Origin of the sequence: Microcoleus sp. LAD1_D5, from assembly GCF_036702115.1 — a bacterium.
GTDB lineage: Bacteria > Cyanobacteriota > Cyanobacteriia > Cyanobacteriales > Microcoleaceae > Microcoleus.
The window spans coordinates 144530-166299 of sequence record NZ_JAUBSA010000001.1; the positions used below are offsets into that span (position 1 = coordinate 144530).

Below are 21770 nucleotides of genomic sequence, written 5' to 3' on the forward strand. Positions count from 1 at the left end.
AACTTTACTTAACTGGCTTCCAACTATTGAGAGATTCCCGAATCGAACTTAATTGACTGAGGTAGTCAATAAGCTTGGCTTTTTGATACTCAAGACGAGCTAGAATTTCCGGCGCTTCTGCTTCTTTCGTTTCTCGTTCCTTCAAAACGCGATCGAAGTCATTTTGAAACCTGTTGATATAATCATTGATTTGCCGTTCAGCACTTTTAAAATCCGTAGAAACTTGTTGCTCAATCACCCGAACTAAAAGCAACTGGCTTCCTGATACATTGTCATCAATTTTTTGCTTGATTTGTTCTACAGTTTGGCGCAAGTCAACTTGATAGATAGTACGCTGATCTTGAACTTCTATTGTTTTTTCAATAGGAACGTCTATCGTGTAAGTCTTATCGCCCTTACATAAACTATTTGATTTTTTTGTCCTGCTTTTCTTTTTAACCTCAGTTATCTTTTCAGTCCTGGTAAATACCTCAACTTGACGTTGAATCCCTGCATCAATTCCGGGAAAATCAAAACTCGGAAACTGAATCGGGTTAATATTCAGTCTCACCTGTAAAGCATCACCCAAATAATTAGATAACTCATCAGATATTTTTTGAATATCTTCTTGAATCTTCTCGGCTAACTGCTCTCGGATGCTAGTACCCTCTCGAACTAGCTGATCTTGAGTATCTATCCACCAACTTTCAATACTTGGCGCACAAACATCATTAATAGTTTTTAGGATTTTTTGAGCTTCAGTCTGAGTCTTACAACGGATAATGTATGGATCGAACTTTTCAGGCTTATCATCTTGTTCAGAGACAGAAGCATTGAAAGTGTCAGGAACAGTTTCACTCAGTTTATCCCAGAGAGATGTGCTCAATTTGAATGCTTTGCCTAATCCCTCACCAAAAACAGGGATAAATCCTAATAGTGCTTCTCCAATTTCTCCCACTATTTGTCCGAGGAAGCCCATTTTTTCAACTTTTTGGAGTTGGTGGGAACGAAATTCACTTTTTTTTGGGTTTGGAGAGTTAGCGGAACGTGATCCTGCAATCTTATCAATTTCACTGGCTATCTGCTCTTTAGCTCCCTCGGCAAATTTATCAATGCCTTGACTAAATCCTTCAATTAGTATTTGTTTTTGTTGCTCGACAGCTTTTTCTACAGATTTAACTTTGTACCTCGCATTCTCTGAGCGTCTCCTGTAGTCTTCTACTTTTTCCTTGAGGGCTTCAATCCCCATTTCCCAACCCCGGATCTCTGTATTCAGAGTATCTTCAATTGCGTTAGCAGCTTTATCGATTTCTGCCACCACCTCACTCAATAAATTCCAGCCAGAATTTTGAGTAATCTTTTGAATTACTGTTTCTTGAATGTTCAGGATACCGCTATCTTGCAAAGCTCTTGGTGCAATCTCTTCAGGTAAAGGAATTACTCTCCTACCTTTTTCATCTCTGTCAGCATATTTGGCACTAAAGAAATCCTCAAAATCTTTTATCTCCTTTTCAGTTGCTTTTCCTTGCTGAATCAGTTTCGCTAGAAGTCCTTGTCGAGAACTAGCAGGGTAAATAACTGGATTGCGAAAGCCAAAGCCAGCTAACTCTCGCTCTAAATCTTTGATGACATCAGCAATTTCTTTGTCTCTCTCTGTTTTTTGGTCAACTTTATTCAAAATAAAGTAAATTTTTCCCGTGTTTTCAGCTATAAAATCCTTACGATTTTCAACAACATCCTTAAACAAATCAGCAACTGCATTATCTTTGTAGGAAGCGTAGTTTAAAATAAACAGAATGGCATTGCAGGTTCGCAGTGCTTCTAGTGCTGTTTGCTTCAGTGCATTAATGTTGAAGTTTGCAGACTCCCACTCATTAGGGCCGGGAGTATCAACTAAGGTAAAGCCTGTGAGAGAAGATAATTGGCTAATTGCTTCAATCGGATGCTCTATCTCAAAGCGTGTGGTGTTATCAGGATTTCCTTTTTCTCTGATTTCACGGGTACGCAGCAAGAATTTTTGCTGAATTTCGCCAGCGTCACCCTCAACAAGAATGACTGGTTTCTTTTGTCCTTCTCGATACTCTAAAAGTTTAGGAGTGTCGCCCGGTTTAATGTGTCGGACATCTGTACGGCAGATGGTACAGGCGGCCGTTTCACTCGCCAGCACATCAGCACCGATGATAGAATTTAAGAAGGTGCTTTTGCCAGCTTTCATTGCTGCAATGACGGCTACTTGATATTTCTGATCTTGCAAAGCCTTTAAAGCTTTGTTAATTTCATCTTCAATGCTTTGTAGCCCTTGACTTTCATCTCCCTGAATGCGGAGTCCGTCACGGAATTCTTTGAGATATTGTAAGAGGAAAGTGCCTGTACTGTAAATGCTGGTGTATGCTGCTTGAAATTCTTGAGAAGACATAAGTTGACACTCTTTAGTTGAGGGACGGGCTAAGTTAGAGCTAGAAATTCGCGGTTCAAATTGATATAGATTGGGCGCTTACCAACCTATCCGCCAGGGGTTTAAACTCCTGGCGGACTCGTGCAACAAGCGCTCAATATCAACAACCGACTTGAGTTATTAGCCAGAAATTTAAGTCCCTGGCGCGAATCACTGTTTAGTCGTCAGAAAGAGCCTTGCTAATCCCGTAAAATGCCAAACCTGCTAATGCACCTACGGCTATACCAACGGGACCAGCAGCAGCACCCATACCAGCACCTCCACCAATAGCACCAATTGCCGTAAAACCTGAAGCAGCTACCACACCCGCACCCGCAGCAGCACCCGCAGCAGCGGAACCTGCCGCTTTCGCTATTTCATCACCTTTAGCCATTGAAATACCTCAGTGTAAGGAACAAAAACTAACTGTTTGACTAACGAAAGTTAACTAAACAGGCAAAATTTGAAAGATCGCGATCGCACTTTCCCGCTTTTCTAAGTATTTGCACTTAGACGATGAGTCGGTAATTTAATACTAGACTACCTATTGTTAGCAAACAACTAACAAACGCTAGCAATTTAGGTTATGCTATCGTTAGCCACATCTCACCACACCCGAAAATGGCCTCAAAGGAAGACTTATTTGCCGAAGCCGCCAAACACTGGGACTTAGAAAGGCTGTACCAAGCTTTTGCAGAAGCTAAACGGCAAATCTCTCCTCGATCGCGCAGGGGACTAACAGAAACAGAAAAACTCTACCTGCGAGGATTGCTTTCCGGTTGCAGCCCCGCCGAAATCGCCCGCCAACTGTTTCAGAGTTCCAAAAGTGCAGAGGTTTATTTATGTAAAACTTTATACCAATATGTTAAAAAAATCGCAGATGTACCTAACGAACCTGTAGGAAATTGGCGCAATATTTGCGATCGGCTAGAAGAAGCCGGATATAAAACTCAGTCTTCTCCTGAATTTAAAATAAATAATTCTGTACCTACAGAAGCCTTAGTAAAAATAGTTAATATAGGTTTTAAAGAAAGTACAGTATCAATTGATATTAACATTCGACTAGAATTCCCCTCAACTTCAGAAGCTCCGAAAACCGAACACTTGGATAAAGACGGTTAGATGGGCGATCGCACTTGGGGACAGAAAGGGATCTCGCCCCTCCACTGAGAGACAAAAATGTTAATAATCTTATAGCTGATAGTTTGAGAAGGAACTTTTTGATAAAATATCAAAATTAAAACTGCCTCACTCGCTACGATTTTACCTAAAACAATCAAATTAGTCAAATTTATGTCTCGATTAAGTATCAGATCGAACAAAAAAGCTCTGGGTTTTGTGCTGGGCTTCTTAATTTTTGTCATTTTTATTCCCGGATGTTGGGCTTTAACAACTAATATTGCTCCCACACCCGTACGGCAAGTAGATAACACAGTAGCTGTGCGGGCAGATGTACAAAATACCTCAAATTCTCGCTCTTCTTTAGGAGTTGGGCTTAATGGTATTGCTGACTACTCCACACAATTACCCTTTTTAGATGCTTTCAAATCTTCGAGACAATGGATAACTCAATGCGTCAGCGGACAACCAAACTGTAAAGGTGAATGGGATACAGAGGAGTATAATCTTTTAAATCTTGATGAAAATGGGTGGGTAAAGTCTCTTCCATCCCCCGAAGATGCTCCTAAATATACTAGGGTAAGTACGCTATTACTTAGGGAAATCCCCAATCGCTATCCTTCAGGACAATATATTGTTACTTATGAGGGTGAAGGTGCGCTCGAATATAGCTTTGATGCCAAAAAAGATGAGGCTGCGTCGAAACCTGGGAGGGATATCATTAATGTAGATGCCACACAAGGCGGAGGCATCTACATTATAATTACTGCTACCGATCCCAAGAAAACAGGGAACTATATCCGCAATATTAAAGTTGTTCACTCGCAAGATGAACAGCTTTATCAAAATGGTGAAATATTTAATCCGCTGTTTATAGACAAGATTAAAAAATTTAGAGTATTGCGTTTTATGGACTGGATGGGGACAAATGGTTCTGAACAAAAAGAATGGTCAAACCGACCTAAACCAGAGAGTGTATCCTATGCTTACAGAGGAAATGTTCCCATAGAAGTTATGGTGAATTTATCTAATAAAGTCCAAGAAGAACCCTGGTTTAATATGCCGCATCAGGCTACGGATGAATATATGACTAACTTTGCTAAAATGGTCAAAGATAGTTTAGATCCAAAGCTGAAAGTTTATGTAGAGTATTCTAATGAGGTTTGGAATTGGTCATTTCCACAAGCAACTTATGCTTTGAAACAAGGTAAAGCGAGGTGGGGAGATAAAGGCGATGCTTTTATGCAATGGCACGGAATGCGTAGTGCTCAAATGTGCGATATATGGAAAGGCGTCTTTGGGGATCAAAAGAATCGAGTTGTCTGCGTGTTAGGAACTCAAAGAGCCTGGAGAGACTTAGAAACTTATTCTTTAGAGTGTTCCTATTGGGTAGCTGAGGGCAATAAACCTTGTTATCAACACGGGATTGATGCCGTAGCTATAGCGGGATATTTTAGTGGCAACTTGGGCGGGAAAGAAAGTGTCAGCACAGTCGAATCTTGGTTGAATGACGCCGATGGCGGGTTTGGCAAAGCTTTTAAGCAATTAAAAGAGGGCGGGTTACTGCCGGGGTTCAAAGATAGTTTACCCGATGTGGATAATGACTTTAGGTATTTCTTAGATGTGGCTCAAAAGAAAGGTCTCAAGTTATTTGTTTACGAGGGGGGTCAACATATTGTAGGTATTGAAGGAGTTCAGGATAACGAAAAACTGACCAAGTTTTTTATGGAATTAAATAGGCGTCCAGAAATGTATGATATGTACACCCAATTACTGAATAGTTGGAAACAAGCTGGAGGCAGTCTTTTCATGCACTTTGTGGACGTGAGTTCATTTAGTAAGTGGGGAAGTTGGGGGGCTTTGGAGTATGTTGAACAAAAGGGTTCGCCTAAGTATGATGCCTTGATGGATTTTATTGATAAGAATCCTTGCTGGTGGGATGGGTGTGCTGTAGGGGGATGATGAGGAATTGGGTGCAATTAAGAATCGTTCGATCGCACTTGCTCAAACTCTTCAGCATCCCCCGGCAAACCAGAACCCTCGCTATTCCTCAACCTGGGCGATTCCCCATTACTCGCACCCGCACCGTAAACCCCAGAATACCTATCCTCCAAGCCCGAATCCCTCAGCGAAATCGCACTTCTTTGACTCGGCGACAATCTATCTGTCGATCGGCGATTTGTCCCAGACATGGGCGGCTTCCGAGTTAAAGTTTTCCAAGCAGCCTTAATCCCAGTTACCACGCTGCGAGTTGTTACCTGCACGTTTTGCGCCTGCTTTTTAGCGCTACCAATACTTCGATCGACCTGTTTGACAACCTCGCCCGCACTTTGTACTCCCTCGCTGACATCATCCGTCAACTCGCTAATTTCCAGCCCCGTCAACCGAATCGCCTCCAAAGTGGGCGGAAATTCGCGAGAAAGCGTGTCAGCGAGCTTTTCCACGCTGCGGGCCGCCCTGGCCAGCGCTTGCACCGCAGGTATTAAAGTCACTAAAACAGCAGTCAGGCTAACTGCCACTAGCAAAATCGAAAGTCCTAGCCAAAATATGGGATCGCTCACTTGAATCTGGGATTGGGGGTTTGGGATTTCATGTCATTTAGCGGATGGGAGGGCGCGACGGGGGACTCACTTCAGCTTCACTTTCCGACAGGGTTTGGCGTTCCCGCTGAGTCGCTTCCAAACCGGCCGCGATCGCCTCTTTGAGTCTAATCAAAGTTTCGTCCCAATTTCGGATTGCGGTTTCAGAAAGTCGATCGGCCTGCAACTGCACGCTAGTCGATAAATCTTCCGCCAACTCGGGCAAAGCATCGGCCGATTTTTTCAATATCTGCCGCGTCTCCTTGCCCGGTCGCGGTGCTATCAGCAACCCAGTCACGGCCCCGATCGCAGAACCCACAAGCAAACCGCCAATAAATAATCCTGAACGTTTAGTTGACATTTTTATAACTTCTCTCCATACACCAATTTTAGGCACGTTTGCCCGATCGCAGCCCTTTACAAAGGTAGAAATATTGTTGACAATCCTACGGAGTCAGCAGGGGCGACAGTTTTAGGATACCTTACCTCAAAGGTCGAGCGCGCCTGGACCAAAGCATCCGTCCCAAACCCAGCAATCCCAAAAGTTGCTGAACCTGTTGCAGTTGCAGTTCCAGTTGTTGATAACGCCGTCGCACTTGGCGGGTACCTTGCTGCCTTTTACCAAGGAAATCCGGCGACGTGCTGAGAACCTTGCTGCTGCTGCGTTCCATAGCTTCGATCCGCATTTCCAAACGTGCGATCGTCCGCCTGATTTTCCACACCTTCGCAGCGATATAAAAGCAAACCAGAGATATTAGTAGATTTATAATTACAACAGCAGTCAGCATTTATTACTTCTTTTTAAACTACTAACATATTCCGCTTTTTTTGGCGGGCTAGAAGCCCTCTTGTTTAGGGACACAACAATGTTGTGTCCTGATCTATTTTGTAGGGACACAACAATGTTGTGTCCTGAACTATGTGTCCCTATCCATAAGCTGGGTCAAATTTTAAGCCTGAGACATAGCAGGCAAACAAACCTTAGTACCCCCCAAACCGCAATAACCGTTCGGGTTTTTAGCAAGATACTGCTGATGATAGCTTTCTGCGTAATAAAACTCAGGAGCCTCAATAATCTCAGTGGTAATCTTACCGTAACCGGCAGGTGTCAGAGCGTGCTGGTAAGCATCTCGCGAAGCTTCAGCTAGCTGCATTTGGCTGGCTGAATACGTGTAAATTCCCGATCGATACTGAGTACCCGAATCATTGCCCTGACGCATTCCTTGAGTAGGATTGTGACTTTCCCAAAAAACTTTCAGCAGCGTTTCGTAACTAATTACTTTCGGATCGAACACAACCAGAACTACTTCATTATGTCCCGTCATCCCGCTGCAAACTTCGTCGTAAGTAGGATTCGGAGTAATCCCGGCTGCGTAGCCAACAGCCGTCGAAAAAACTCCATTTTGTTGCCAAAATTTGCGTTCTGCTCCCCAAAAACAGCCCAGGCCAAACAACGCAGTCTCCATGCCGTTTGGAAAGGGAGGTTTGAGCGGATTGCCGTTAACAAAGTGACTTGCCGGTACCGACATCGACTCTGCCCGTCCCGGTAATGCCTCTTGGGGAGAGGGCAGGCTCGACTTTTTGCCAAATCCAAATAGCACCATAAGTTTCTAAGGGGGATCTCTGATAAACGTCTTTACCTTACTTAATAATATCAGATGTATACTGAAAATAGTGGCCCTCTTAAAGGTAGAAGGTAAAAACCAGAAGGCAGATTTTTTTTACGGAAGGTTTTTGGTGATACTGCTCACTGCCAACCCAGTTTTCAATCACATTAGGCAGTGTTCTATGTCACCAAAACATACCTAAAATATCACCTATTGTTGAGGTATAAATCACGCGGATTTTAGGCAAAATAGCCGATTATTAAAGGTATGGTGTTGTAGTAGTTATTCAATACCATTTATTGGGAGTGTGTAGAAATGGCCGCTAAACCTTGCAGTCAACCTTTAAAATCTAATCCGTTTATTACTTACCGCGACCCAATTACAGGCAAGTGGATTGTGGTAAATCAGACTTTGCCCAAAGCAGCAGAACAAGCACAGCTAGTAGCAGCTTGAGTTTTCCTATTAATTTTATACCTGAAAATCAACCATTCTTTCAAACTTCAGGACTTACGCAAAAAGTTATTGGACGCGCTACTTATATTCGTAAGGTGCTTACCTTGCACTTACCTAAGCACCTTACTTTGAAACATTTATCATCTCTTTTTGCAGTTCCAAATACCGATAGAGATATTCCGAAATTATTCCGTGCAAAAACAAGTCGCGTGCCGCATTAAAGGGACTGTTTGGCGCTAGCGGATGGCGGTTAACAATTACATGATTCCAGTCGCAATTTCCGGTAATCTCGCTGACATACAGTCCGAAGTTTTCATCTAACTGAAGCGACATCACTGCTCGCGCAAATTCGTCGCTAGTCAAACACAGAGAATAAAACACTTTAAACAATTCGATCGCCGATTCTAAATCCAGAATGTTTAGCCATCTGCGTTTTTCAAAATCTATGGCAACTTCTACTGGTTGAATGCTATCATAATTAATTCCCCGTTCTTTAACCAACTGCAACCAGTTAGGATTGGTCACCATTGCTTGGTTGTAATCCCAGACAAAGTTATAGAGAATTAAGTCATGTTCTAGAAACGCATTGTCAGCTAAATCGCTAACTGTGCGCGGATAAAGCTTTGACTTTTCAATCTGGGTGTCGGGGCCGTTGTCAATCAAGAAGTTGATAATGTTGGAGCCGGCGCAGATGTGCCGGACTATTAAATAACAAGCTTCGGGCGAGACAAAGTTATTCAGAAAAAATGCAGCCGATTTGTGCATTAAAGTGTAAGCGCGAAATTGAAAGGGCAACAGGCGCTTGACAGTCATAATTACCGCCAGCAACAAGTTAGCAATTACTTTGATCGGGATGAGCAAATAATTGCGAGTCCAGCTTTGCAAATCCCGCATCATGTAGGCTTTTGCCACTAAATCGACGGGAATAGATCGATCGCAAAACAGTACATCCCAAACATTCGGATCTCGGCGGTTATAGGGTTTGGTAGCGTAAGGAATTTTTCTCTCATCTGGGAGATTTTCGGTATCTTGTTTTTGCAGGCTTTGCATTAGCGAATTTCCTCCAGTTGCAACAAATATAAACGAGCAGTGACGCGAGCGGTTTTGACAATGCGGCGGGCAATATCATCTGTCATCCATTCGGCATTAATCAAATTTTCCAGTTTGGCTAAATGCGACTCGTCATTATATCCGTGATACGCTAAAAACGATACTTGTTCATCTTGCAAACCGAGAGTTTCTTGAATTTGTTTGGCCCACTTTCCCGCCAACCGATTGCCCAATCCTTCGATAATAAACATACTGCCAATTAAATCAACCGGATTTTCCCGCGATGCTTGGTGGAAGATAAAAGCTGATAGTGCTTCGCTGCCAATATTCTTATCATATTCCACAATTTTTGCCAATTCACCGCCCACAGAAACATAATTTTGTTCTAGCATTTGATAGTCGCGGTGTTCGTCTTGAGCGTGGCCGATAAAAGTCGATCGCAGGCGAAAGTCACTCATGTTAGAAGCAGCACGAGCAATCCAGCGAGCTCCCTCTACAACTTGCGGCCGGAGATTGCAAAGTAAAGCTTGATAATCTTCTATTGTAAACTCTCCTCGGTACAATTTGCGGACAATAGGAACGGAACGAATTTCGCGATCGAACTTCAGCCAAATCCATGCTAACTCCCGGAACAAATAAGCTTGCGGAGAGTTGGGGTGTTCCGGTTTAACGCTTTCGAGAGGCGAAGCTTCGGGAACCTCAAGGGAGTTATAACTTTGACTAATCATAGATTTATTGGTATTTTCCACAGCAGTTAACATCATGTATGCCGTTGTAAAGCGGCCGCTTTCTGGCACAAAACAAAAGATTTTCTGTCCAGGCTGCAACTTGCCAGAATTGAACAATTCCTCTAACATTAAATAAATCGAGGCACAACCTGTATTTCCCCGTGTGTATAAGTTGGTAAACCATTTTTCTTCAGGAATCATGCAGCCTGCTTGTTCCAGAATATCTACAATTTGCGCCCGGAAAAAGTGAGAGGAATAGTGGCACAGCAGCCAGTCGATTTCCTGCGGACAAACTCTCCCGGCTTTAATCAACCGCAGCCAACCTTCAACGCCTAATTTCATTACATTTTCCAGCAATCGAATATTTTGCCGCAAGTCAAAAGCTCCTGCTGTGGCTGCATCGAGGTAGGAGGAATAATCCAACCAGCTTTTAGTTGATGTTTCGTTTGCTAATCCTGAATACATACAAACAGGATAAGCATTGGCGTGAGAAACGAGTTCAATCCATTCTATTTTTAAACTAATTCCTGTCGCGTTAGGATGGTTTTGGAGCAACAATGATCCCGCACCGTCGGAGAGCATCCAGCGCAGAAATTCTGTATCGAAAGGCAGGGGTTTTCCCGCTTGCACTGAAGTCTTTGCTTCAAATTTGGTGCTTTTGAACAGGCGCGAGGGAAATTCGGAAGCGACGGCAAGGGCGGTTTGTTTTTTGCCGAGTTCGATTTGAGAGGCGGCGTAATTTAAAGCACTAACTCCGGCACAGCAAACTCCTTGAGTTGACACTATTTCTAGGGGAGATAATTCGGAAAGTTCCCCGTGTACTGTGCTGGCAAATCCCGGTACTAATAAATCTGGTAAAGTGGTAGCGCAGGCCAATAAGTCGATCGCCCCCGGTTCCAGATTTGCCTGGGCGATCGCGTCACGGACGGCAAACGCTGCCATTTGGCTGTTAGAATATAGTGTTTGCTGCTGTTTGTTGATCGCGTAGTAGCGCTGTTGAATCCCGTTGCTGTTGAGAATTCGCTGCCTGACTCTCGAAGGGCGCGAGGCAATTTTGCCGAGATACTCTTCCATCTCATCATTATTAATTGGTTCTCCCGGCAAAAATTTTCCAATCCGATTGATATAAGCACTGTGCATGGCGTAAACCTCTAAAGTTGCTAATTTACTCGGGTTCGTTGGTTTGTTAAATCAAGCCAGAAAATATCTAAAATTGATGGTGCTTTGTGAAGCAGTGCACGCGCAAGGAGCAAGCAGCTATCTTGTAGAGTCGCCGGAAATCAGGCAAGTTGAGCAACAGCGGCAAGAAGTAACCTGAAGCGGGGTGAAGTTTATTGTAATTGAGCCAATATGTAACTAGAGTTCCTTCACTGCTTGGTGACTGAAATGGATATTGCAAAACTAGATACTTGGTATTCTCCTTCTCAACGCCGCACGGCTGTTTCGCTGTTGATGAAACGAGTAGGCGTAACTCGCACTAGGGCTGAATGCTTTATCAGGCTTTGGGTTTACTTATCGGTGAAACAGCTTCAGGAAAGCCAGCCCCGCCTCAAACCACCGCTGGCGAAACTGGAACTGCCAGCAACAGAAGTGCAGTGCACTCACCGGGAAGCCGCCGAACTATTTTACTGCGATTCCGATCGCGGGAGCGATCGCGCCGCCGGAATGATGTTAGATAAATTAGCAGCACTCGGATTAATCGCAAAACACTTTGATGGTAACGCTACGGCAATTCAAATTCAACCAGTTTCAGAAATTTTAGAGACCGCCGAACCTCAAAAGCCTATACAACTCCAATTAGATGATTTCAACCCTCGGTGCGACGCGATTCCCGTTGCCAATTTATTAGCCACCAATTACAACTGGATGAACCGCAACACTAACACCGTTCCCCACAAAATTGCTAAAATCCTCCGGCTTTTTGCCATTCAATACTCAAAGGGAATGCGAGTTTTGCGCCGCTCAGATAATCTCAATCCAGTCGGGTTTTACTTACTTTATCCCACCGCTAGCGAATCTGAAGTAAATTTTTTTAACGCTCCTAGCAAAAGCCTTCATTTAAGTTCTATTTCGGACATCGATCCTTTCAATATGGCGCTACCAGGAGATATAAATTGCCAGTCAGTATTTGTCCGCAGTTGGATGATAGATCCGCAGTATTTGTCAGAATACCGCATTGCTTTTCTCGAAGACTCACAAAAAGTTTTAAGCGAAATGCAAAAAGATTTTCCCAATCTTTGCGACTTGTACACCCTGATGATTCACCCCATGTACGAAAAACAGTCCCTGGCTTTGGGATTTCAGAAGACTAGCAGCGATAGTCAATTATCTGTTTATTGGATGTATCTAGCATTGGATAGATTTTTAGCATTAAATATCAAAGAAGCGTTGCTCAAACTGTAATAGACATCTGGTAAATAGCCAGCCAAGGGCACGCAGGATGCCTACACCACAAGAGTTTTACTCGTTACTCGTTACCAGGCAGAGCCTGGTAACGGAGATCCACAGGCTCTGCCTCCAATTTTCGCAAGCAAGCGAGGCAGAGCCTCTGTACATCGGTTCCCAGGCAGAGCCTGGGCAACCAGTTAATCGCCGAATCATCTTGTTTATAAAACTTCCCGTCCCAAATAGGGTTGTAAGGCTTCCGGCACTTTTACAGTTCCGTCTGGCTGCTGGTAATTCTCCAAAATAGCCGCCATTGTGCGACCTATAGCTAAACCGGAACCGTTGAGGGCGTGAACGAATTGAGTGCCTTTTTTACCCGCTTCTTTAAAGCGAATATTTGCCCGCCGCGCCTGAAAATCTGCGACGTTGGAACAACTGGAAATCTCGCGGTATTTGCCCGCAGATGGCAGCCACACCTCTAAATCGTAGGTTTTGGCTGCCGCGAAACCCAAGTCGCCGGTACACAGTGCGATCGCCCGATAAGGCAATTTCAGCGCCTGCAAAACTCCCTCAGCATCCTGCACTAACTTTTCGTGCTCTGCCTCGGAGGTACTCGGATGCACCAGTTTTACCAATTCAACTTTATTAAATTGGTGCAATCGAATTAATCCCCTCGTATCTTTGCCGTAACTGCCGGCTTCGCGGCGAAAGCAAGGAGTGTAAGAACAGTGATAAATTGGCAACTGTTCTGCTGTCAAAATTTCACCTCTGTACAAATTGACAACCGGAACTTCGGAAGTAGGAATTAACCACAAATCATCTTGGTCGCACTTGAAACTTTCTTCAGCAAATTTGGGTAATTGGCCCGTAGCAGTCAGGGATTCAGTGTTAACTAAAAATGGGGGAATAACTTCTACATAACCTGCTTTTGTGTGGCGATCGAGCATAAATTGAATTATCGCTCTTTCCAGGGCTGCACCAGCTCCAATTAAGCACACAAAGCGGGGTCCAGCGATTTTTACGGCTCGTTCAAAGTTGATAATTCCTAATTTTTCGCCGATTTCCCAGTGCGGTAAAATACCCGAATTTTGGGGAATGTATTCGTCTCCCCAGCGCCGGATTTCGATGTTTTCCTCTTCATTTTTGCCGATCGGCGTTGACTTGTCGGGCAAGTTCGGCAGCGGCAATAATAGAGCTTCTATTTGAGCTTTGAGGTCTTTTTCTCGTGCTTGCAGTTCGTTCGACTCGGTGCCGACTGCGTTGCCTTCTGCTTGGAGTTCCTGAACTTCGGGAGATTCGAGGGGTAAACCCGATTTTCTTTTTTGACCGATGAGTTTGGCAATTTCGTTGCTGCGGGCTTGCAGTTGCGATCGCTTGCCTTCCAACTCCCGCTGCTGTTTGTCTAATTGCAAAATCGGCTCGATTTCATAGTTACCTCCGCGCAGGTTGAGGCTTTCTTGCACGGCTTGCGGGTTTTCTCGGATTAATTTGAGGTCTAGCACAGATTTATTCTAAATCTTAAATTTTATCGGACTTGCGCTCAGAAACCCGGTTTCTTGGAAAATCTTGGCTTTGGCAAGCATAAATCTATGAATTAACAGGGTTTCTGAGGATTCCTGCGTCTGTCCTATCTTAGGTTAACAGCGACAATCCGCTCGGACATACAAGTTTTCTCAATCTTTTATAACCTCAAGTATAATTTATTCTAATTAAAAAATCTTCCTGGCTGTCACCAATCAGGGGTGACACCCCACAATAGATGCTATAGTAAGCACATTAGTAGATGCACCCTGATAATTTTCTACCCCAGCCAGCGATGGTAGGGGTTTTTTGTTGTGGCATGAAATTGAAGTCCGGGACGCACTATCAGTCTAAAAAACCCGGTTTCTCGCGATTATCGTCTCAAATGAGGCAATTACGTCAAGAAACTGGGTTTTTGCGTCCAGGACTAGGTTACTAAAATATCTTTCTGGTTAAAAGTTAAAGCCAGTGCGAATCAACCAAACCCATTGAGTTTCGTTGCGACTGTCATTCTCAGGATTAACAACGACCCAAGCAGCAGGGGTGATGGAAATGTTGTCGTTGACCTGAAAGCGATAGAAGGCTTCAATGTGATAGGAAGTATCTCGCTCGCGGCGCACATTACTGCTCGTCACGCGACCTGGCAAACCCACCAAAATCCCGGGTAGGTTGCCTTCACCTCCCACATCTGGGAAACTTATCCCGATCGCTGCATACACAACATCGGCGCGATCGCCGCCGTCAACATTTAGCAAAACCACGCCACCTCTACCATCAGAAACACTGCTAACACCGGAATTTTCTGCATTGGCGCGAGTATAAACGCCCCAACCGTGAACTTGCAACCGGGGAGCAAGGCGGTAGAATCCTTGTACGCCTACAGAATCGCTGGATGTAGCAATATTGTCCCCAAACGGTCGCGCCGCCAGAAAACTGCCCGTACCGCCTGTGAGATCGGCTTTACCGCTTGGTGCAAAGGTACGAGAATAGGCTACGCCAATTGCTCCGCGATCGCCCCTGTAGGCAAGCTGAACCAGAGCGTTGTACGAACCGTTGAATAAACCGTTACTTGACTGCGAGAGATTGGCATTTCCGGCTACATAGCCCACAGTCAGGGTGAGGTTTTTGACGATCGTCCAGTTGACAGCACCACCCCCACCTCCCCGGCGGTAGAGGGGATTGTATTGTCCGAACTTCGAGGGAATTCCCTGACTATCGCTGGCGATCGTTGGAGGAGTCAGCAAATCCGTAATATCCGGATACCCAACACCTGTGGAGCCCACGGTCAGCGCCAGATTAGAGGTCAGCGGCGTTACATATAATACGTGAGGGACGGTGATTGTGTTATCTACATTGCCATCAAAGTTCAAGGCCGTCATATTTGTACCCGTCTCATCGGCAATCCTGCCCAAGTTGCCGAATTCCAAACGGGTTCTCAGCATATCGCGACCGGTGAAGCTGGTTTCCAAATTTAATCGGCCGCGGTTGGCAACAATAGTGTTGGTGCGATCGCGCGAGTCCCCAACACTGTTACCGGAGGTATCTGTTACCACCACGATAATTTCCGCATTCAGCTTAGTTGTGGTGGAGAACTGATTCGCTTCTAGTTCTGCTGTGCGTGCATCGAGAGTATCGACTCGACCCCGCAACACCGATAATTCAGTGGCAAATTCTGCTTGCAGTTTTTGGACGATCGCTAAATCTTCCCGAGTAATCAGGTTGGTTGTTCCTGCGGCAATTAGTTCGCTGACTCGATCGAGACAGCTATTCAATCCTGCTGCAAATTCGTACCGGGTCATCGCGCGGTTTCCTCTGTAGGTGCCGTCGGGATAACCCGCAATGCAGCCGTAGCGTTCTACGAGAGATTGCAGCGCCTGAAACGCCCAGTCAGTGGGTTTTACATCCGAGAGTTGAGAGACAGAATTCACCTGCGCGAAGGGTTTTTCTGCCAAGGTATTTAACGGTTCAGGAGCAACTAATCTATCAATTGGGGCGGCCAAACTTGGGGATGATGTTAGTAGAAATACACCAGGTGTTCCCAGTATAAAAGCAGTAATCAGGTGAAGAAAATGCTGAATGTGCATAGGACAAAGCTCCTCATAAGGAACCGATCGACCGAATTAGCAATATTACGCTGCGCTTGAACCGGTGCGAACTTTGTCAATCGTCACTGCGATAATTATCACCAGACCTTTGACAACTAACTGCCAGAAGAAAGACACGTTCATGAGAGTTAGTCCATTGTTGAGCAGGGCAATAATTAAAGCCCCCAGCAAAGTACCCCAAATAGTGCCAATTCCACCTGTGAAACTCGTTCCTCCCAAAATTACAGCAGCGATCGCATCTAATTCGTAGCCTTGCCCCAACATCCCCGTCGCACTGTAGAGGCGCGACGCGCTCATAATTCCACCTAAACCAGAAAGCAACCCACTCACGCCATAGACAAATAACAGCACCTGACTCACCTTAATACCTGTCAATCGTGCTGCCCGAATGTTGCCTCCCACGGCATAAATATGCCTCCCTAGAACAGTCCGCCGCAAGACAAACCAACTCGCTAGAACTGCGAGGAAAGCGATAATAACTAACCAGGGAATTGGACCGACATAATTGTTACCTATCCAAGCAAAATTCAGATTTCTATTGATAACTGTAGTGCCGTTAGCTACTAAATAAGCAACTCCCCGCAAAGCAGTGTAAGAACCGAGGGTGACGATGAACGGAGGCAAACCTAAATAGGCAATTAGCGAGCCGTTAAGTAATCCCAAAAAGACTCCCGCTATTAACGCAGCCGGTACGGCAAACCAACCCAGACCTGGAACTAAGGAAACCAGCACCCCGACAACTGCCGTCACGCCCAAAATTGACCCGACTGAAAGGTCAATTCCGCCCGTCAAAATCACAAAAGTCATGCCAGTAGCAAGGACAATATTGATCGATGCTTGCCGAATGACATTGATAAAATTTCCTACGGAAAGAAAGTTGGGCGTTACCAGGGAAAAAATCACACAGATAGCCACCAAAATCGGCAGGATACCGGCAACTTGGATGAAATTTTTCCAAGCTTGAGCTTTACTTGTTTTCTGCCGATCGCTCCCTGAACTTCTGCTGGTTTTTGTTTGCGTTTGACTCATGATTTTACTACCTCTTTTGCACCAGTGGCATAAGCCATAATGTTTTCTTGCGTAATCTTTTCCCCAGTCGATCCGCCTACTTCACCGACGAGGCTTCCTGCTCGCATCACTAAGACGCGATCGCTCATTCCCACAATTTCCGGCAGTTCGCTGGAAATCATTAAAATAGCTACACCTTTGGCTGCCAAATCGCTAATAATTCGATAAATTTCGCTTTTTGCGCCAATGTCCACACCCCGCGTCGGTTCATCTAGCAAAAGTACCTTTGGGTTGATAGCCAACCAACGCGCTAGCAGCAACTTCTGCTGATTCCCCCCAGAAAGATCCATTGCTCTGATGCTCGGACTTGCAAGGCGAATCTGCAAATTATTAATCGCATCATTGACAATTTTCAACAAAAAATTTGAGTTGATAATGCCAGCTTTTGCTTCTCGATCGAGGACATTCATGGTGATATTCTCGCCCGAACTTGCCTCTAAAAATAGTCCGAGAGCCTTGCGATCTTCTGGCACGTAAGCAATTCCGGCTGCCATTGCTTCATTGGGTGTCGAGACATTGAGGGGACGATTCTCGAGTTTAATTTCACCGCTTGTCTTTCGATCTGCACCAAAAATCAGGCGGGCAAGTTCTGTTCTGCCAGCGCCAACTAAACCCGCTAAACCCAGAATTTCGCCCGCATGAAGTTGAAAACTGGCCGACTTTACTTTTTTGTGGCCGTCGCTTAAATTTGTTACGTCAAGAACAACTGCACCCCGTGTTATTTGATGCTTGTTTTCGTACAAATCCTGTAAAGAACGACCCACCATCATTTCCACCAGGCGTTCGGCCGAAATTTCGTGCTTTTCAAGAGAGCCAATATACCCGCCATCTCGGATGACGCTCACGCGATCGGCAAGGGCATAAATTTCTGCCATTCTGTGGCTGATATAAATAATAGCAATGCCCTCATTCCGCAAGCGGCGAACCACTTCAAAAAGCTTATCTGTTTCCCGGTCTGAAAGCGCGGCCGTCGGCTCGTCCATCACTAAAATTCGGCTGTTGTCTTTGAGCGCCCTAGCTATTTCCACTTGCTGCTGCTCAGCAATTGAAAGTGTCGAAACCAGGTCTCCAGCCTCAAAATTGGCATCGAGGTTTTTTAATACCTCAGCGGCCCTACGCCGCATTTCATCTTGGTCTAGAAATGTACCTCCTTTCTTCAGCTCGCTGCCCATAAAAATGTTTTCAGCAACTGTCAGATTGGGGGCGAGATTGAGTTCTTGATAAATAATCGCTATCCCTAAATTTCTGGCTTGAGCGGGGTCGGTCATCTTAACAGCTTTGCCGTCAATTCTGATTTCGCCTGCATCGGCTATGTAGGCTCCCGCCAGAATTTTCATCAGCGTACTTTTACCCGCGCCGTTTTCCCCCATGAGGGCGTGGACTTCGCCCGGGTAAACGGTGATATTTACATCGTGCAAGGCTATAAAACCGTTAAAGGTTTTTTTAATACCTTGCATTTCGAGAACGGGCTTAGTTTTAATTGAATCTTGAGTGCTATTTACCATCGCAAATACCGTAATTTTATGCCAATTACAAGTCGAGGTTTGCTCCATCAATTTGTGGAATTAATGGCAGATATATCTGTAGGGTGCGCCGGCCCGCGCACCTTACCCCTAGCAATAGCGGCAGGACTACTAAAACGAAGTATTTTCGCAAACAACTCGATTGCCCGCGATTTCTGATTTATTCGCTGGTCCAGCCTTTATGTTGATGAACGTTTTCGCGAGTTATCAGCGCGACTGGAATCAGAATGTTTGGATTGGCTGGCTTTTTTCCTTTCCGAATGTCGTTCCCGACTTCAACTGCCTTGGCTGCCATGCGAAATGGATCTTGAGCTGCTGTAGCCACAAAGAGACTGTTGTTTTGCTTGAGGGCATCTAAAGCTTCAGGTGCACCATCGACTCCAACAATAAAGAACTCGCTTCTTTGTGCCTGTTTGGCTGCTAATTCTGCACCAATGGCACAGGGGTCATTAATTGCAAAAACAGCATCAATTTTTGGGAAGGAAGTAAGGACATCACTCATCACTCTCAATCCGCCATCGCGGCTGCCTTCTGCGTTCTGATCTTTGGAAAGAACTTTGAGATCGGGATATTTGGAGAAGACACTCTGGCACCCCTGAACTCGCTCGACGACTGAAGCGACGGGAGGCCCGTTGATAATCACAACGCTGCCTTTTCCTTTCAAGCGATCGGCTATATATTGACAGCTTACTTCGCCAGCTTGCACGTTATTTGAAGTAACTGTGGCATCAACGCCTCCCTCGGCGGCGGTATCCACTGCAATTATCGGAATTCCGGCTTGCTTGGCTTTTTCGACAGCGGGGGCAATGCCTTTGGTGTCTGCCGCATTGAGTACAATCATGCCGACATTAGAGGCAATAAAGTTTTCGATTTGATTGAATTGCTGATTTAAATCGTCGCCGCTGGAAACGAGAGTTGTCCTCACGTTTGCACCGCCGATTTTCTTGGCTGCGGCCTCAGCGCCCTTGCCAACTTGTACGAAGAATGGATTGCCGAGGTCGCGGACTGCTACAGCAACTGATGAAAGTTCGGAGTTGCTTGGTTGTGTGCCGTTTTGAGCGTTCTGGGAAGTGGCTGTGCAACTTGCCAGAGTGCTGCTGAGTAGACTAAAAAGACTGAGTGCGATCGTTACTCGTTTCACCTCAAACTCCACTGAATTCTCGTTTGGAGAGAGTCACTCGTAAATATGACGTTGCCAACCTAACATTAGCTTTCGTCAGGTTTAAGCTCGAATACTTAATGTTTTAGGTGCCCGGCTTTTCTTCGTACATGATTGTACGAAAGCTTGTTTCTTTTCGGCTCGTAAAACTTTCTGGCTCGGCTCGTTAGACTGCTTTTGCAAACAGAAAAGATACGAATATCCAGTATCGCTCCTCCCTGCCCCCAAAATCAACGATGCTTGAGTTTTTTAAATGCTTTATGAGCATTTAAAATTTTCCAGGGATGAGAAAATTTTAGGAGAATATTTTCGACAAACTATTTCAGAAATTGCTTTTAAAACCTGGTCGAGTCATATTGAATTTAACTCTCTATGTTTACTGATGATAACCGTTAAAAACAGGCTCGTTATCTATCTTTCGATAGACAATACTTTTACCAAGAACTAAAGATGCGATCGCCTCAAGCGGTACCGCTTTGCTAATCTTCAGGCTGGTCGGATGCCCCGCTTCAACTCAATAAATCTTAAATTTTGCTTGGGGTAGGATATTGTAAAAAATCATTAAGTTGACAGTCAATTACGGTAGACTATAGTAAACTAAAAGCAAAGCCTCGCGCTCACCCATAGACCTAGTTAAAAAGCGCTAGTAAAAAAGCAGAGCGTCGCTCAAAACTAACGCTGAGAGTAGGTGAGTCAAATATTTGCCTGTAAAACCTGCAATTACAGTCATCATCACATGGTTTAAAAGCTCTGGATAATGGCGATCGCCCTTTTTGGCAAAATCACTATACTGCAATAATTGTCTCCGCTGTCAATGGGTAAATCTGAGATGCGATCGCCAAATTACCTATTCTGTTTCCTAGAAATATTTGCCAGCGAAGGCGGCATTCAATCGTACGTTAAAGACATTTTCAAAGCTTACCTGTCCATAACCGCAGGGACAAACTCGCCCCCACAAGCTGAAGTTTTGCTGTTGCGAGATTCGGAAGACTGCAACAATCCTTACGAGTCAAAATATCTCAAATTTTATTACCTCAAAACCGAGAATCCCGGCTTGGGTCGTCTTAAGTTTGCTACACTATTATTAACTCGCTTGCTGCAAAAACGACCGCAGCGGGTTTTTTGCGGTCACATCAAACTCGCACCGCTAATTCAAATTCTGTGCCAACCCTTGGGAATTCCCTACACTATTTTAACTTACGGCAAGGAAGTGTGGGAACCGCTTGCTCCCAAATATCAAACAGCAATGAGACAAGCTGACAGCATTTGGACTATTAGCAGGTACACGCGCGATCGCACTTGCGAAATTAACCAATTTAATCCTGAAAAGTTCCAAATAGTGCCTTGTACGGTAGATGAAAATATATTTACGACTGGGCACAAGCCACAGGATTTATTAGAGCAGTACAATCTGGTTGGTGCTAAAATATTGATGACTGTAGCCAGATTGCGATCGACGGATATTTACAAAGGCGTCGATGTCACAATTCAAGCTTTGCCGCAAATAGCCAAAACTTTTCCGAATGTGAAATACTTAGTTATTGGACGCGGAGACGATCGATCTAGATTAGCCGAACTCGCTAATGATTTGGGAGTTACCGAAAGAATAATATTTGCGGGTTTTGTACCGACAGAAAATTTAGCAGAACATTACCAGTTAGCCGATGCTTATGTAATGCCCTCCCAGGAAGGGTTCGGTATAGTTTATTTGGAAGCGCTGGCTTGCGGAGTACCCGTACTCGCGGGGGACGCGGACGGGTCAGCCGATCCGCTGCAAGATGGTAAACTGGGATGGCGAGTTCCCCACCGAGATTCAGCAGCAGTAGCGGTTGCTTGTGTGGAAATGCTGCGAGGGGAGGATAAAAGGTGCGATCGCCACTGGTTGAGGGAACAAACCCTGGCCAAATTTAGTTTTGAATCCCTTTGTCAATCCTTACAAGGAATTTTTCAACCCTCTGGCTCAGATAAACTTATGCCGTAGAGAGCGGTTTCTGGGTGTACAATGGGAAAATTAACTCGATCGACCGCCGGAATTTCTGAGTAGGATAGAGTTAGGCCTA

19 protein-coding genes are annotated in these 21770 nt (G+C 44.9%); 5 read left to right on the forward strand and 14 right to left on the reverse strand.

All coding sequences use genetic code 11. The annotated features are described in order from the left end of the window. Positions 1–4: 4 nt before the first annotated feature. Positions 5–2395 carry a dynamin family protein gene (locus QUA70_RS00700; RefSeq protein WP_333344606.1) on the reverse strand — a complete coding sequence of 797 codons (2391 nt, stop codon included), beginning with the start codon at positions 2393–2395 and terminating at the stop codon, positions 5–7. 196 nt (positions 2396–2591) lie between these two features. Beyond that, entirely contained in the window at positions 2592–2807 is a 216-nt protein-coding gene (locus tag QUA70_RS00705; RefSeq protein ID WP_293269880.1) for a hypothetical protein, read from the reverse strand. Positions 2808–3034: 227 nt separating this feature from the next. On the opposite strand from QUA70_RS00705, the gene QUA70_RS00710 reads away from it, so the two are divergent. Beyond that, positions 3035–3535, forward strand: a complete 501-nt coding sequence (locus tag QUA70_RS00710) for a DNA-binding response regulator (RefSeq protein WP_333344603.1) — start codon at positions 3035–3037, stop codon at positions 3533–3535. Here the strand turns inward: QUA70_RS00710 and QUA70_RS00715 are convergent. Further along, positions 3532–3702 (reverse strand): hypothetical protein, encoded by a 171-nt coding sequence (locus tag QUA70_RS00715; RefSeq protein ID WP_333410278.1) that lies wholly within the window; start codon positions 3700–3702, stop codon positions 3532–3534. The genes QUA70_RS00710 and QUA70_RS00715 overlap by 4 nt on opposite strands. Before the next feature lie 4 nt (positions 3703–3706). Here QUA70_RS00715 and QUA70_RS00720 point away from each other — a divergent pair, with 4 nt between their 5' ends. Beyond that, positions 3707–5494: a cellulose-binding protein gene (locus QUA70_RS00720; protein ID WP_333344602.1), complete on the forward strand. Its 1788-nt coding sequence runs from the start codon at positions 3707–3709 to the stop codon at positions 5492–5494. 17 nt (positions 5495–5511) lie between these two features. Here the strand turns inward: QUA70_RS00720 and QUA70_RS00725 are convergent, their stop codons facing one another. The 4 genes from QUA70_RS00725 to msrA all read right to left on the reverse strand — a co-directional run bounded on the left by QUA70_RS00725 (position 5512) and on the right by msrA (position 7715). Next, positions 5512–6093: a DUF948 domain-containing protein gene (locus QUA70_RS00725; protein WP_333325313.1), complete on the reverse strand. Its 582-nt coding sequence runs from the start codon at positions 6091–6093 to the stop codon at positions 5512–5514. Between the two features lie 37 nt (positions 6094–6130). Further along, the gene (locus tag QUA70_RS00730; protein WP_333176020.1) at positions 6131–6472 is read right to left on the reverse strand and encodes a YtxH domain-containing protein; all 342 of its coding nucleotides are present in this window, start codon (positions 6470–6472) and stop codon (positions 6131–6133) included. A gap of 121 nt (positions 6473–6593) precedes the next feature. Continuing rightward, positions 6594–6899, reverse strand: coding sequence for a hypothetical protein (locus QUA70_RS00735; protein ID WP_333344600.1), 306 nt, complete (start codon positions 6897–6899; stop codon positions 6594–6596). 162 nt (positions 6900–7061) lie between these two features. Further along, positions 7062–7715, reverse strand: a complete 654-nt coding sequence (msrA, locus tag QUA70_RS00740; RefSeq protein WP_333344598.1) for a peptide-methionine (S)-S-oxide reductase MsrA — start codon at positions 7713–7715, stop codon at positions 7062–7064. Positions 7716–8033: 318 nt separating this feature from the next. On the opposite strand from msrA, the gene QUA70_RS00745 reads away from it, so the two are divergent. Further along, complete coding sequence (locus QUA70_RS00745; protein WP_333325307.1) at positions 8034–8171, forward strand: hypothetical protein; 138 nt, start codon at positions 8034–8036, stop codon at positions 8169–8171. A 123-nt stretch (positions 8172–8294) separates the two neighbouring features. Here QUA70_RS00745 and QUA70_RS00750 read toward each other — a convergent pair whose 3' ends face one another. Together QUA70_RS00750 and QUA70_RS00755 are read right to left on the reverse strand one after the other, a co-directional pair. Further along, positions 8295–9221 carry a DUF6999 family protein gene (locus QUA70_RS00750; protein WP_333325304.1) on the reverse strand — a complete coding sequence of 309 codons (927 nt, stop codon included), beginning with the start codon at positions 9219–9221 and terminating at the stop codon, positions 8295–8297. After that, entirely contained in the window at positions 9221–11089 is a 1869-nt protein-coding gene (locus tag QUA70_RS00755) for a 3-oxoacyl-[acyl-carrier-protein] synthase III C-terminal domain-containing protein (protein ID WP_333344596.1), read from the reverse strand. The genes QUA70_RS00750 and QUA70_RS00755 overlap by 1 nt, the downstream gene beginning before the upstream one ends. A gap of 246 nt (positions 11090–11335) precedes the next feature. Here QUA70_RS00755 and QUA70_RS00760 point away from each other — a divergent pair, with 246 nt between their 5' ends. Then, on the forward strand, positions 11336–12352 hold the full coding sequence (locus QUA70_RS00760) for a hypothetical protein (protein ID WP_333325300.1): 1017 nt from the start codon (positions 11336–11338) through the stop codon (positions 12350–12352). A 203-nt stretch (positions 12353–12555) separates the two neighbouring features. Here the strand turns inward: QUA70_RS00760 and serS are convergent, their stop codons facing one another. The 5 genes from serS to QUA70_RS00785 all read right to left on the reverse strand — a co-directional run bounded on the left by serS (position 12556) and on the right by QUA70_RS00785 (position 19692). Further along, positions 12556–13836, reverse strand: a complete 1281-nt coding sequence (gene serS, locus QUA70_RS00765; protein ID WP_333344594.1) for a serine--tRNA ligase — start codon at positions 13834–13836, stop codon at positions 12556–12558. 471 nt (positions 13837–14307) lie between these two features. Next, entirely contained in the window at positions 14308–15939 is a 1632-nt protein-coding gene (locus QUA70_RS00770) for an iron uptake porin (RefSeq protein ID WP_333344592.1), read from the reverse strand. A gap of 45 nt (positions 15940–15984) precedes the next feature. Further along, a complete protein-coding gene (locus tag QUA70_RS00775) occupies positions 15985–16989 on the reverse strand; it encodes an ABC transporter permease subunit (RefSeq protein ID WP_333325294.1) in 1005 nt (334 codons plus the stop codon). Further along, a complete protein-coding gene (locus QUA70_RS00780) occupies positions 16986–18533 on the reverse strand; it encodes a sugar ABC transporter ATP-binding protein (protein WP_333344590.1) in 1548 nt (515 codons plus the stop codon). The genes QUA70_RS00775 and QUA70_RS00780 overlap by 4 nt, the downstream gene beginning before the upstream one ends. 178 nt (positions 18534–18711) lie before the next feature. Then, positions 18712–19692: an ABC transporter substrate-binding protein gene (locus tag QUA70_RS00785; protein ID WP_333325289.1), complete on the reverse strand. Its 981-nt coding sequence runs from the start codon at positions 19690–19692 to the stop codon at positions 18712–18714. 832 nt (positions 19693–20524) lie between these two features. On the opposite strand from QUA70_RS00785, the gene QUA70_RS00790 reads away from it, so the two are divergent. Next, positions 20525–21691 (forward strand): glycosyltransferase family 4 protein, encoded by a 1167-nt coding sequence (locus tag QUA70_RS00790; RefSeq protein WP_333344588.1) that lies wholly within the window; start codon positions 20525–20527, stop codon positions 21689–21691. Positions 21692–21770: the final 79 nt, after the last annotated feature.

Bases quoted from the DNA above. Each gene is read 5' to 3' on its own strand.
- QUA70_RS00710 (WP_333344603.1), top strand. From the start codon at position 3,035: ATGGCCTCAAAGGAAGACTTATTTGCCGAAGCCGCCAAACACTGGGAC.
- QUA70_RS00720 (WP_333344602.1), top strand. From the start codon at position 3,707: ATGTCTCGATTAAGTATCAGATCGAACAAAAAAGCTCTGGGTTTTGTG.
- QUA70_RS00780 (WP_333344590.1), bottom strand. From the start codon at position 18,533: ATGGTAAATAGCACTCAAGATTCAATTAAAACTAAGCCCGTTCTCGAA.
- QUA70_RS00770 (WP_333344592.1), bottom strand. From the start codon at position 15,939: ATGCACATTCAGCATTTTCTTCACCTGATTACTGCTTTTATACTGGGA.
- QUA70_RS00790 (WP_333344588.1), top strand. From the start codon at position 20,525: ATGGGTAAATCTGAGATGCGATCGCCAAATTACCTATTCTGTTTCCTA.
- QUA70_RS00730 (WP_333176020.1), bottom strand. From the start codon at position 6,472: ATGTCAACTAAACGTTCAGGATTATTTATTGGCGGTTTGCTTGTGGGT.
- QUA70_RS00705 (WP_293269880.1), bottom strand. From the start codon at position 2,807: ATGGCTAAAGGTGATGAAATAGCGAAAGCGGCAGGTTCCGCTGCTGCG.
- msrA (WP_333344598.1), bottom strand. From the start codon at position 7,715: ATGGTGCTATTTGGATTTGGCAAAAAGTCGAGCCTGCCCTCTCCCCAA.
- QUA70_RS00755 (WP_333344596.1), bottom strand. From the start codon at position 11,089: ATGCACAGTGCTTATATCAATCGGATTGGAAAATTTTTGCCGGGAGAA.
- QUA70_RS00735 (WP_333344600.1), bottom strand. From the start codon at position 6,899: ATGCTGACTGCTGTTGTAATTATAAATCTACTAATATCTCTGGTTTGC.
- QUA70_RS00760 (WP_333325300.1), top strand. From the start codon at position 11,336: ATGGATATTGCAAAACTAGATACTTGGTATTCTCCTTCTCAACGCCGC.
- QUA70_RS00700 (WP_333344606.1), bottom strand. From the start codon at position 2,395: ATGTCTTCTCAAGAATTTCAAGCAGCATACACCAGCATTTACAGTACA.
- QUA70_RS00750 (WP_333325304.1), bottom strand. From the start codon at position 9,221: ATGCAAAGCCTGCAAAAACAAGATACCGAAAATCTCCCAGATGAGAGA.
- QUA70_RS00745 (WP_333325307.1), top strand. From the start codon at position 8,034: ATGGCCGCTAAACCTTGCAGTCAACCTTTAAAATCTAATCCGTTTATT.
- QUA70_RS00775 (WP_333325294.1), bottom strand. From the start codon at position 16,989: ATGAGTCAAACGCAAACAAAAACCAGCAGAAGTTCAGGGAGCGATCGG.